The sequence below is a fragment of the Candidatus Methylomirabilota bacterium genome (assembly GCA_035764725.1).
Lineage (GTDB): Bacteria > Methylomirabilota > Methylomirabilia > Rokubacteriales > CSP1-6 > DASRWT01.
Map to the genome: position 1 here is coordinate 1 of DASTYT010000013.1, position 12235 is coordinate 12235.

The 12235-nt window shown below is 70.1% G+C and carries 12 protein-coding genes; 11 read left to right on the top strand and 1 reads right to left on the bottom strand.

Annotated elements, in window-relative coordinates:
• The 3 genes from VFX14_01585 to VFX14_01595 all read left to right on the top strand — a co-directional run.
• Nucleotides 1-417, top strand: a 417-nt coding sequence (locus tag VFX14_01585; protein HEU5188358.1) for a thiamine pyrophosphate-dependent enzyme, incomplete at its 5' end; no start/stop codon positions are given.
• Between the two features lie 4 nt (nt 418-421).
• On the top strand, nt 422-1192 hold the full coding sequence (locus VFX14_01590; GenBank protein HEU5188359.1) for an SDR family NAD(P)-dependent oxidoreductase: 771 nt from the start codon (nt 422-424) through the stop codon (nt 1190-1192).
• Nucleotides 1193-1205: 13 nt separating this feature from the next.
• A complete protein-coding gene (locus VFX14_01595) occupies nt 1206-2153 on the top strand; it encodes an LLM class flavin-dependent oxidoreductase (GenBank protein ID HEU5188360.1) in 948 nt (315 codons plus the stop codon).
• Here the strand turns inward: VFX14_01595 and VFX14_01600 are convergent.
• Entirely contained in the window at nt 2150-2587 is a 438-nt protein-coding gene (locus VFX14_01600; protein ID HEU5188361.1) for a response regulator, read from the bottom strand. The two genes, VFX14_01595 and VFX14_01600, sit on opposite strands and share 4 nt — an antisense overlap.
• A 50-nt stretch (nt 2588-2637) precedes the next feature.
• On the opposite strand from VFX14_01600, the gene VFX14_01605 reads away from it, so the two are divergent.
• From VFX14_01605 to VFX14_01640, 8 genes are read left to right on the top strand one after another with little or no spacing between them, the layout of a single operon-like run.
• Nucleotides 2638-3786, top strand: a complete 1149-nt coding sequence (locus VFX14_01605; protein HEU5188362.1) for a citrate/2-methylcitrate synthase — start codon at nt 2638-2640, stop codon at nt 3784-3786.
• Nucleotides 3773-5716 carry an aconitate hydratase gene (locus tag VFX14_01610; GenBank protein ID HEU5188363.1) on the top strand — a complete coding sequence of 648 codons (1944 nt, stop codon included), beginning with the start codon at nt 3773-3775 and terminating at the stop codon, nt 5714-5716. The genes VFX14_01605 and VFX14_01610 overlap by 14 nt, the downstream gene beginning before the upstream one ends.
• Nucleotides 5713-6813, top strand: coding sequence for a PrpF domain-containing protein (locus VFX14_01615; protein HEU5188364.1), 1101 nt, complete (start codon nt 5713-5715; stop codon nt 6811-6813). Before VFX14_01610 ends, VFX14_01615 begins: the two co-directional genes overlap by 4 nt.
• 28 nt (nt 6814-6841) lie before the next feature.
• Nucleotides 6842-7993, top strand: a complete 1152-nt coding sequence (locus VFX14_01620) for an acyl-CoA dehydrogenase family protein (protein ID HEU5188365.1) — start codon at nt 6842-6844, stop codon at nt 7991-7993.
• A 12-nt stretch (nt 7994-8005) separates the two neighbouring features.
• The gene (locus VFX14_01625) at nt 8006-9040 is read left to right on the top strand and encodes a methionine synthase (GenBank protein ID HEU5188366.1); all 1035 of its coding nucleotides are present in this window, start codon (nt 8006-8008) and stop codon (nt 9038-9040) included.
• 23 nt (nt 9041-9063) lie between these two features.
• Complete coding sequence (locus tag VFX14_01630; GenBank protein HEU5188367.1) at nt 9064-10344, top strand: ABC transporter substrate-binding protein; 1281 nt, start codon at nt 9064-9066, stop codon at nt 10342-10344.
• On the top strand, nt 10320-11336 hold the full coding sequence (locus VFX14_01635; GenBank protein ID HEU5188368.1) for an ABC transporter substrate-binding protein: 1017 nt from the start codon (nt 10320-10322) through the stop codon (nt 11334-11336). The genes VFX14_01630 and VFX14_01635 overlap by 25 nt, the downstream gene beginning before the upstream one ends.
• Nucleotides 11337-11346: 10 nt before the next feature.
• A complete protein-coding gene (locus tag VFX14_01640; GenBank protein HEU5188369.1) occupies nt 11347-12234 on the top strand; it encodes a branched-chain amino acid ABC transporter permease in 888 nt (295 codons plus the stop codon).
• Nucleotide 12235: the final 1 nt, after the last annotated feature.

Consider the following 12235-nt stretch of genomic DNA (forward strand, 5'->3'; position numbering starts at 1 on the left):
CGCGGCGGCGGCATCGGCTGGGGCCTCCCCGCCACCCTCGGCGTCAAGCTCGCGCAGCCCGGCCGTCCGGTGGTGGGGCTCATCGGCGACGGCAGCGCCATGTACACGATCCAGGCGCTGTGGACGGCGTCGCACGACTCGATCCCGTGCGTGTATGTGATCTTCAACAACGCGTCCTATCGCATCCTCAAGCAGCGGACGCTCGCGCTGAAGGGCTTCTCCGCCGAGGACGATCAGTACGTGGGCATGGACCTCGTCAACCCGCGCATCGACTACGTGGGGATGGCCAAGGCGCTGGGCGTGCCCGGTGAGATGGTGGAGAAGGGCGTGGACATCGGCGCGGCGGTGAAGCGCGGGCTCGCGTCCGGTGGTCCGTACCTGGTCGACGTCCACATCGACAGCAACTTCAAGAACTGAGGCGATGAGCGGCCGCCTCACGGGCAAGGTCGCCATCGTGGCGGGGGCCGGCTCGCGCGGGCCGGGCCTCGGCAACGGCAAGGCCGCCGCCATCCTCTTCGCCCGCGAGGGCGCGGCCGTCCTCTGCGTGGACGCGCAGCTCGGTCGCGCGGAGGAGACCGTCGGCATCATCAAGGGCGAGGGCGGCACCGCCACCGCCTTCGCCGCCGACGTCACCCGCGCCGCCGACTGCCGGGCCATGGTCGCGGCCGCGGTGGAGCGCCACGGCGGGCTCCACGTCCTCCACAACAACGTGGGCATCGAGTCCCGCAAGAACGTGCTCGAGACGACCGAGGAGGACTGGGACCGCGTGATGGCGGTGGACCTCAAGTCGATGCTGCTCGCCACCCAGGCGGCGATTCCCGCCATGGCCGAGCGCCGCGGCGGCGCGATCATCTGCGTCTCGTCGGTCGCCGCCCTGCGGGGTCACGGCCGCACCGCCTACGCCGCGGCCAAGGCCGGTGTCATCGGCTTCGTCCGAAGTGTGGCCGCCCAGGTGGGCCGTCAGGGCATCCGCGTGAACGCGATCGCGCCCGGCATGGTCTGGACGCCGATGGTGGAGGACCTCGGGCCGGAGGCACGCGAGCGGCGGCGCAAGGCGAGCCCGCTCGGCACCGAGGGCACCGGCTGGGACGTAGGCTGGGCGGCGGTGTTCCTCGCGTCCGACGAATCGCGCTGGATCACCGGGCAGACGCTCGTGGTAGACGGCGGCGTCACCTTGACCACCGCCCATTGAAGAGAGGGATGCGATGGCCATGACCTTCGGCATTCACGTGGGACATCTCGGCGGACCCATGGACGAGCTGCGCAAGCTCTGGCGCTTCGCCGACGGCGCCGGCTTCGACTGGACCTCGGTGGCCGACCACTTCCAGGAGAGCCCGCCGCAGGGCGGCGACGGCGACTGCTTCGAAGCCATCGCGTCCTATACCGCCATGGCCATGGAGACCACGCGGGTGCGGCTCGGCGCGCTCGTCTTCTGCGTGAACTACCGCAACCCCGGGCTCCTCGCGAAGTCGCTGTGCACGATCGACCACATCTCCGGCGGCCGCGTCGAGTGCGGCATCGGCGCGGGCTGGCACGAGGCGGAGTACCGCGGCTTCGGCATCCCCTTCGAGCGCATCGGCATCCGCGAGGATCAGCTCGAAGAGGCGGTGCAGATCCTGCGCCTGTTGTTCGACCAGAAGGTCTCGAGCTTCGACGGCAAGCACTTCAAGCTGGTGGACGCCCGCTGCAATCCCAAGCCGCTGCAGAAGCGCCTTCGTATCTGGATCGGCGGGCAGGGCGAGAAGCGGACGCTCCGCGCGGCCGCTCGGTATGCCGACGGCTGGAACGCGCCCTACATCGACCCGAAGGTGTGGGCGGCCAAGAACGCCGTGCTCGACGACTGGTGCGCGAAGGAAGGACGCGATCCCCGCGCGGTGCTCCGCAGCGTCAACGTGGGCTTCTACCTGGGCGCGGACGCCGCCGGCGCCGCGCGCGGCGAGGCCCTCTACCTCAAGCACTGGGGCGCCAACAATCCGCGGGGCGGCTTCTTCCGCGGCACGCCCAAGGACGTCATCGGGATGTGCGAGGCGTATCAGAAGGCGGGCGTCCACCGCCTGAACATCGCGCTGCGCGAGGGGCCCTACGACTGGGAGGCCCTCCAGGCCTTCGCGGAGGTGGTGCTTCCCGCCTTCGGGATCCGGCGCCCGGCCTAGGTGGGGTCGGAGGGCGGGGCGGCCGCGGAGGCGCTGGCGCGGCCGCGCGGCGGCGCGTCGATCAACGCCCGCACCTTCGTGAGGAAGACCTCCAGATCGAAGGGCTTGGAGATGAAGTCGGCGAGGGCGTTCGCGAGCGCGCTCGGCGAGTAGATGTTGCTGGCGAACGCCGACATGTAGAGGATGCGCAGGTCGGGCCACTTCTGGGCGAGGGTGCGCCCGAGCTCCTGGCCGCTCATCTCCGGCATCACCATGTCGGTGACCACGAGGTCGATGCTGCCGGCGTGGCTGCTGGCGATGCTGACGGCCTCGACGCCGTTGCCCGCGGGGAGCACGGTGTAGCCGAGCCCGCCGAGCAGCTCGGAGAGGACGGCGCGGACGCCCTCCTCGTCCTCGACGAGCAAGATGGTGCCGCGAGCCGGCGCCTCCGCCATGCATCTACCATATCAGGGTTGCGTCCAATACCGCGCCGGTATAGCGTTTCGTGACGGGAGACCCCACCATGACCGAGGGCAGCACGCTCATCCGCGGGCTCGAAGGCGTCGTTGCCGCCGAGACCAAGCTCTGCGATCTGGACGGCCGGAACGGCCGCCTCGCCTACTGCGGCTACGACATCGACGAGCTGGCGCGCCAGGCGACCTTCGAGGAGGTGTGCTACCTGCTCTGGCACGGCGAGCTGCCGAACAAGTCGCAGCTCGACCGCTTCCAGGTCGAGTTGATCGGGGCGCGCAACATCCCGCCCGCGCTCGTGGACGCGTACCGGCTGATGCCGCGCGACACCGATCCCATGCGCGTGCTCCAGGCGTCGGTGGCCGTCCTGGGCATGCACGACGCGGACGCTACCGACAACTCGCGCGCGGCCAACCTCCGCAAGTCGCTGCGTCTCACCAGCCAGTTCGCCACCGCGATCTGCGCGCATCACCGGGTGCGGAGCGGCGAGACGCCGGTGCCGCCGGCGTCCGACCTGTCGCATGCCGCGAACTTCCTCTACATGCTCACGGGCAAGCGGCCCACCGACGTCGTGACCAAGGCCCTGGACGCGAGCCTCACCCTCTACGCCGAGCACGAGCTGAACGCCTCCACGTTCACCACGCGCGTCATCGCGGCCACGCTCTCCGACATGCACTCGGCGGTGGCGGGCGGGGTGGGCGCCCTCAAGGGCACGCTGCACGGCGGGGCCGGCGAGGCGGTGATGCGCACGCTCATCGAGATCGGCCGCGTGGACAACGTCGAGCCGTGGTCCGACAAGGCCCTCGCCGCGAAGCGGCGGCTCATGGGCTTCGGCCATCGCGTGTACACCGCGGGCGACCCGCGCGCGGCCATCCTGCGCGGCATGGCGGAGGCGGCCTGCCGCCAGTCCGGCCAGGGCATGTGGTACGACATGGCGGTGCGCCTGCACGCGAAGATCCACGGCGTGAAGAAGCTCATCCCCAACGTGGACTTCTACTCGGCACCGCTGTTCTACTCGATCGGCATCCCGGTGGATCTGTTCACGCCCGTCATCGCCGCCGCGCGCATCGCGGGCTGGACGGCCAACCTCCTCGAGCAGTACGACGACAACCGCCTCATCCGGCCGCGGGCCGACTACAAGGGCTACGCCCGCCGCGCGTACCACCCGGTTGACAAGCGCTAGCAGCCTCACCCAGAAGCTGATCGCGTCCCACCTGGTGGCGGGCAAGCCTGTCGCCGGCGACGAGATCGGGCTCCGCGTGGATCAGTGCCTGCTCACCGACACCAACGGGGGCATGGCGTGGCTGCAGTTCGAGGCGATGGGCTTCCCCCGCGTGAAGCCGCCGAGGGTGGTCACCTACATCGACCACAACGTCTATCAGACCGACTCGCGCAACACCGACGATCACCGGTACCTGCAGACGGTGGCGCGGCGCTACGGCTCGTGGTTCTCCAAGCCCGGCAACGGGATCTGCCATCAGGTGCACTTCGAGACGTTCAGCGTGCCCGGGCAGTTCGTGCTGGGCACGGACAGTCACACGCCCCTCTGCGGCTCGACGGGCATGCTCGCCATCGGCGCGGGCGGGCTCGACGTGGCGGTGGCGATGGGCGGCGGCGCCTACTACCTGCCGATGCCGAAGGTCGTGCAGGTGTGGCTCACCGGCGCGCTTCCGGCGTGGGTGCACGCCAAGGACGTGATCCTGGAGCTCTTGCGCCGCTACACGGTACGCGGCGGGAGCGGGAAGATCTTCGAGTACGCCGGACCGGGCGCGGCCGCCCTCTCCCTGCCCCAGCGCGCCACCATCTGCAACATGGGCGCGGAGCTGACCCTGACCACCAGCGTGTTCCCCTCCGACGAGGAGACCCGCCGCTACCTCACGCTGCTCGGCCGCGAGCGCGAGTGGACGCCGCTCAGCGCGGATCCGCAGGCGGAGTACGACGAGCGCATCGAGCTGGACCTCTCGACGCTGGAGCCGCTCGTGGCGCTGCCCGCCTCGCCGGACAAGGTGGTGCCGGTGGGCGAGGTCGCGGGCACCGCCCTCGAGCAGGTCATGGTGGGCTCCTGCACCAACTCCTCGTGGGAGGACATGTGGGCGGTCGCGCGCGCGGTGCGCGGCGAGCGCGTGGCGCCGAACGTCTCCTTCGTGGTGTTCCCGGGCAGTAGCCGCATCCTCGAGATCATGGCGCGGGAGGGCCTCCTTACCGATCTGCTCGCCGCCGGCGCCACGGTATCGGAACCCACCTGCGGCTCCTGCGCGGGCATCGGCCACGTGCCCGCCGCAGGCGGCAAGAGCCTGCGCGCGTTCAACCGGAACTTCCCGGGGCGCAGCGGGGTCAAGGACGACCAGATCTATCTCTGCTCGCCGCTCACCGCGGCCGCTTCCGCGCTGACCGGCGTGATCACGGATCCCCGCACGCGCGGCGCCGCCCCGACCCGGCAGTATCCCTCCTCCCTCACCGCGTCGGACGCCGGGCTGCTCCCGCCGGCCTCGACGGCGGACGCGGCGGCCACCGAGGTGCTGAAGGGCCCCAACATCAAGCCGGTGCCGCGGGGGAAACCCGTGGACGCGTCGCTCCGCGCCACCGTGCTGCTGAAGCTCGGTGACAAGGTCTCCACCGACGACATCTCGCCGTCGGGCACCGCCGCGCTGGTGTTCCGTTCCAACGTGCCGGCCATCTCGGAGTTCACCTTCAAGAACGTGGACGCGGACTTCGTGGTACGGGCCCGCGCGGCCGGCGACAGCGTGCTGGTGGGCGGCGAGATCTACGGGCAGGGATCCTCGCGCGAGGCCGCGGTGCTGTCACCGCTGCATCTCGGCGTGCGCGCGGTGCTGGCCAAGAGCTTCGCGCGCATCCACCGCGCCAACCTCATCAACTGGGGACTCGTGCCGCTCGAGTTCGAGAATGCTGCGGACTACGAGGACATCGGCCGGGACGACGTGCTGCAGTTTCCCGATCTGCGCGACGCCCTCGAGGCCGGGCGCCGCGTCGCCGTCGTCAATGAGCGCTCGGGGCGGACCTTCCATGCCCGCTGCGTCCTGACGCCGCGCGAGCGCAACCTCCTGCTCGCGGGCGGCCTGCTCGCCCAGACCGCCGCCGGAGGATCGCGATGACTCAGCGCCGCATCCCCGCCGTCTACATGCGCGGCGGCACCAGCCGCTGCCTGGTCTTCCACGAGCGCGATCTGCCGCCGGCCGGGCGCGACCGCGACGCGATCCTCCTCGCCGCGCTCGGCAGCCCCGATCCCAGCGGCCGTCAGCTCGACGGTCTCGGTGGCGGCATCTCGTCGCTGTCCAAGGCGGTGATCATCGGCCCCTCGACCATGCCGGGCGCCGACGTCGACTACACCTTCGCCCAGATCGAGGTGCGGAAGCCCGAGGTGGACTACACGGGCAACTGCGGCAACTGCTCGTCCGCCGTCGGCCCCTTCGCAATCGAGGAGCGGTTGGTGCCCGCGCGCGAGGGCGAGACGGTGGTGCGCATCCACAACACCAACACGAAGAAGCTGATCGTCGCACGGGTGCCCGTGCAGGGCGGCGAGCCGCGCGTCCGGGGCGACTTCGACCTCCCCGGCGTGGCCGGCCTCGGCGCCCGCATCGCGCTCGACTTCGTCGAGCCGGGCGGCGCGGGCACGGGGCGCCTCCTGCCCACCGGTCGCCCGCGCGACACCGTCGAGGGTGTCGAGGCCTCCCTGGTGGACGCCTCCATTCCCATGGTGTTCGTGCGCGCGCGCGACCTCGGCCTCCAAGGCACGGAGTCGCCCACCGCGATGGACGGCGATGCCGCCCTGTGCGCACGGCTCGAGGCGATCCGCGTCGTCGCGGCCAAGCTCATGGGCATTTCCGGCAGCGCGGCCACGCCCAAGATCGCGGTGGTCACCGCGCCCGTCCCCTTCACCGCCCTCGACGGCGTGGCGTACGACGGGGGCGCCTCGGACGTGGTGGGGCGCGCGATCTCCATGGGCAACTGCCATCGCGCGTTCCCGCTCACCTCATCGATGTGTCTCGCCGTGGCCGCGCGCATCGAGGGCAGCCTCGTCCACGAGGTCTCGACGGCCAAGCCGGGCGCGGACGTGCGCCTCGGTCATCCCTCCGGCGTGCTTCCGCTGGACGCCGCTGTCACGCGGCCGGGCGGCGACTATCACGCGGAGCGGGTGACCGTGTACCGGACGGCCCGGCGGCTCATGGAAGGGTGGGTCCGCATTCCGTGATCGATCGCCGGAGGTTTCTGGCGGCAAGGTGAGCGCCCTCTTCACGCCCGAGCACGAGATGCTCCGGAAGAGCATCCGCGCCTTCGTCGAGAAGGAGGTCACGCCGTTCGTCCCGGAGTGGGAGAGCGCCGGCCGGATCCCGCGCGCCTTCTGGCGGCGGCTGGGCGAGCTCGGGTTCCTCGGCCTCGAGTTCCCCCCGGAATACGGCGGCGCCGGCGGCGACTTCCTCTCGAGCGTGGTGCTGGGCGAGGAGATGGCGCGCTGCCGCTCCGGAGGCGTGGCCTTCAGCGTGCTCGTGCACACCGACATGTCCTCACCCTGGCTCACCCGCTACGGCACCGACGCGCAGAAGGCGAAGTATCTCCCCGGCATCATCGCGGGCGACACGGTGTGCGCGCTCGGCATCACGGAGCCGGGGACCGGGTCGGACATGGCCGCCCTCACCACGCGCGCCGTCAAGAACGGCGACCGCTACCGCCTCACCGGCAGCAAGATCTTCATCACCAACGGCGTCTACGGCGACCTCTACTTCGTGGCCGCGCGCACGGGGCCGGGCACCCCCGAGCGGCGTCACGACGGAATCTCGATGTTCCTCGTCGAGCGCGGGTGGCCCGGCTTCACGGTGAGCCGCAAGCTCGACAAGATGGGCATGCGCGCCTCCGACACCGCCGAGCTGGCCTTTCAGGAGTGCCCGGTGCCGGCGGAGAACCTGCTCGGCGTGGAGGGCCGCGGCTTCCAGCAGCTCGCGACCGGGCTGCAGCGCGAGCGCCTGATGGCCGCGGTGCTGGCCCTCTCCGGCGCCGCCCAGGCGCTCGAGGACACGGTGGCCTATCTCGGCGAGCGCCAGGCCTTCGGCGAGCCGCTCGCGCGCAAGCAGGCGCTGCGCCACCAGGTGGTGGACATGGCGACGGAGATCGAGGCCGCGCGCCAGCTCCTCTACCACGCAGTGGCGTCCTACGTCGCCGGAGACGACGCCGCCCTCCACGTCTCCATGGCCAAGCTCTTCGCCACCGAGGTGGCCAATCGCGTGGCGTACGCGGCGGTGCAGCTCCACGGCGGCTACGTATACATGCGCGAGTTCCCGGTGGAGGGCTTCTTCCGCGACGTGCGGCTATGGACGATCGCCTCCGGGACGTCCGAGATCATGAAGGAGATCATCGCCAAGAAGCTCCTGTCGTGAGGAGACCCTGACATGACCGCCCCGCTCCCCGTGCTCTACACCCACGTGATGGGCAGCCACGGCTTCCCCGGCTGGTTCTGGACGGCGCTCGACAAGATCAAGGCGGGCGACTACGGGCAGACCGACACCAGGGAGTCCTTCGACGACGCCACGCAGCTCGCCATCCGCGACCAGGAGCGGGCCGGCATCGACGTGATCTGCGACGGCGAGATGCGCCGCTTCTTCTTCGTGCAGACCTTCTACGGGAAGATGGAGGGCCTCGAGCCGCTGGAGCCCCTCCGCAAGACCGGCCTCTATGCCTACGACAGCGTGCCGCGGTACCGGCCTACGCGGAAGATCACGGTACCGAAGGGGCTCGGCACCGTCGACGAGTTCACCTACCTCAAGAGCCAGACCGACAAGCCGGTGAAGGCGACCTGTCCCGGCCCCGTCACGCTGTCCATCCACGTCCAGACCCGCCCCGGCGACGCCTACGACAATGACCGCCTGGCCCTCTGCTGGGACCTCGTGCCCGCGGTCAACGCGGAGCTGAAGGCACTGGCCGCCGCCGGCGCCGACTGGATACAGATCGACGAACCCTCGGCGGCCATCGTCCCCGGCCAGGCCCCCGAATACGTCAAGATGTTCAACGCCTGCGTGGCCGGGGTGAAGGCCAAGATCGGCTATCACGTGTGCTTCGGCAATCTCCTGTCCCGACCGCGCGGCAAGCGCAGCTACCGCTGGATGTTCCCCGCCCTCCTCGAGACCAAGTGCGATCAGTTCGTCTTCGAGTACGCCAACCGCGAGATGGCCGAGATCGAGATGTGGTCGGAGCTCGGGGTGGACCGGGAGATCGCGTGCGGGGTGGTTGACGTCAAGTCCTTCTACATGGAGACTCCCGAGGACGTGGCGGAGCGGATCCGGCTCTGCCTCGAGCACATCCCGGCCGAGCGGCTGTCGCTGGTGCCGGATTGCGGGTTCTTCCCGGTCCCGCGCTGGGTGGCGTTCGAGAAGCTCAAGCGGCTGGCCGCGGGCGCCCGGCTGGCCCGCACGCAGCTCCGAGGCTAACGCTGGACGACGAGGAGGAGACGATGGCGACGACGAGACGCGACGTTCTCAAGACGCTCGGTACCGCCGCGGCGCTCGGCGCGGCGGGCCTGCCGGCACGGGCCGGCGCCCAGGCGCGGCCCGGCGTGCCGTCGGACCCCGTGAAGATCGGGATCATCGCCATCCGCGCGGGCATCGCGGCGCCCGTCGGCGCGGCGGGCCTCCGGGGCACGGAGTGGTGGGCCGAGCGCGCCAACAAGGCCGGTGGCATCCTCGGCCGCCAGGTTCAGCTCGTCGTCGAGGAAGAGTCCACGCCCAAGGACACCGTGGAGCGTTACCGCAAGCTCGTCCTCCAGGACAAGGTCGAGGTGGTCATCGGGGGCATCTCGACGGGCGTGACCCTGGCCCTGGGCCCGGTCGCCGAGGAGATGGAGGTGCCGTGGCTCTCGTGGGACGGCACCACGCAGAAGGGCGTGGACGAGACCATGCCCAATCCGAAGTGGGCCTTCAAGAGCGTGGACAACGAGGTCGAGGCCATCGTGGCCGGCATCCTCACGCCGAAGTACTTCACGGGCGTGAAGACGGTGGCGGGCATCGGCAACGACTACTCGTACGGGCACGACTGCTGGGAGACGTATCAGGCCGTGCTCAAGCGCTACATCCCCGACGTGAAGTTCGTGCTCGAGCTCTTCCCCAAGCTCGGCGCCACCGACTTCACCTCCCACATCGCCGCCATCCAGCAGTCCAAGGCCGATCTCCTCATGTGCTCGTTCTGGTCGGGGGACGCCACCATCCTCATGAAGCAGGCGGCGGCGGTGGGGCTGTTCAAGAGCATGAAGGGCGTATTCACCACCGCGGGCGGCGTGCACGACTCGCTGAAGAAGGAGTTCACCCCCGAGGGGCTCCTCCTCGGCTACAACACCATGTACTTCGACGACCCCAAGGGCTCGGCGCTCCTCAAGCAGTTCGTGCGCGAGTACAAGGCGAAGTACAACGAGTATCCCCCCTACGAGTGCGACCACGCGTACTTCAACATCGAGTCCTACAAGGCGGCGGCGGAGAAGGCCTACGCCGCCGCGGGGAAGTGGCCATCGAAGTCCGAGATCGTCAAGGCCCTCGAGGGCATCGAGGTGGAGTCGCTCTCCGGGCGCCGCTCGTGGCGGCCGGATCACGTGCAGATGTGCAACTTCTACCAGGGCATCACCACGCACAAGAACAGCTACGACTTCGTCACCATCAATCCGATCGAGATCGTGTCCACGAAGCAGGCGATGAAGCCGGCGGGAGCCAAGCTCCTCGAGTGGATCAACGGCTGGAAGATCTGAGCGGCTTTCGAGGAGTGAACCGGCGCGCGTTCCTCGCCAGCCTGGGCCTCGCCGGCCTCGCGCCCTCGACGGCCCGCGCGCAGCGGGCGCGGCGCCCGGGGAAAGCTCGCGTGGCCGTACTCGGACTGACGCTTGGGGCGGACTTCCTGGCGAACGCGTTCAAGCAGGGCCTCGGCGACCTCGGCTTCCTCGATGGGCAGAACATCGCTGTCGAGCTCCGTCATGCGGACGGCAAACCCGAACGGCTGCCCGAAATTGCCGGGCAGCTCGTCCGTTCGGGCCCCGACGTGCTTTTCGCAAGAGGAGGCGGTGCGCTGTCGGCCCTGCAGCGGGCCACTCTCACAATTCCGATCGTGGCGGTAGACCTCGAGAGTGATCCGGTGGCCCAAGGCTTTGTCCGCAATCTCGCGCAGCCGGGTGGCAACATCACCGGGGTGTTCCTCGACCTGCCGCAATTGAGTGGCAAGCAGCTGCAGATTCTCAAGGAGGTGCTCCCGGCCACCTCGCGGGTGGCGGTGCTGGGCGACCCCGTGGTCAATGGCCCTCAGTTCCAGGCGACCGACACCGCCGCCCGAAGCCTATCCATTCAGCCCCAGCGGCTGGACGTGCGCGCCTCACAGGACCTCGAAGGCGCCATGGACGCGGCGAGTCGTGCCCAGGCTCACGCGGTTCTCCTGCTCTCCTCGCCGCTGGTGTTCTTCCGTCGCGCAGAGATTGTCGCGCTCGCGCTGAAGCGACGCCTGCCCACCGTCTCCATGTTCGTAGAATTCGCGGAGGCGGGCGGTCTCATGACCTATGGGCCGAGCCTGCGGGAATCGTTTCGTCGGGCGGGCGGCTTCGTGGGGCGCATCCTGCAAGGCGCCAAGCCGGCTGACATGCCGGTAGAGCGGCCCGCCACCTTCGAGCTGGTGGTCAACCGGAAGACCGCCCGGGCCCTCAGCCTGACCGTGCCGGCTTCGATCATGAGCCGCGCGGACCGCGTCGTCGAATAAGCCCGCGCGCGTGACGACCGGCGTCGTCAGCATCGTGATGAGCGGCGTGTTCCACGCCGCCATCCTGTTTCTCGTCGCCGCCGGGCTGCAGGTGGTGTTCGGCGTCCAGCGCATCTTCAACCTCGCCTGCGGGTCCTTTTACGCGCTGGGCGCGTATGTCGGGGTGTCGGCGGTGAGCGCGTTCATCCAGGCGGGCGGCCCGCCGCCGCTGTTCCTGGTGCCCCTGGCCGCCGCCGGCCTCCTCGTGGGCGCGGTGGGCTGGGTGGTGGAGCGCGGGCTGCTGCGCTTCGTCTACGGCCGCGACGAGACGTTCCAGCTCCTGCTGACGTTCGCACTCGTGCTCATGCTCGAGGACGCGATCCGTCTGACCTGGGGCACCGCGCCCCAGTCCACCGCTGGCCTCTACCTCGCCTACGGCCAGGTGCGCATCGCCGGCGCCCCCGTGCCCGTCTACAACCTGATCGTCATCGGCGCGAGCCTCGCCATCGCCCTCGGCATCGGCTGGCTGCTCACGCGCACCGCGTTCGGCCGCATCATCCGCGCCGCCGCCGACAACCGGGAGATGGCGGAGGCGCTCGGCGTGAACATGGGACGCGTCTACGCCAAGGTGTTCACCCTCGGCACCGCGCTGGGCACGCTCGGCGGCGCGCTCGTGATCCCCGCCACCGCCGCCATGAGCGAGATGGGCATCGAGCTCATCGTGGAGGCCTTCGCCGTGGTCGTGATCGGCGGCCTCGGCAGCATGCGCGGCGCCTTCGTGGGCGCGCTGGTCGTCGGGCTCCTACGCGCGGCGGCCATCTCCCTCTACCCCGAGCTCGAGATGATCGCGATCTACCTCATCGTGATCGCGGTGCTCGCCCTCCGGCCGCGGGGACTATTCGGAGCGGCCGCGGCATGAG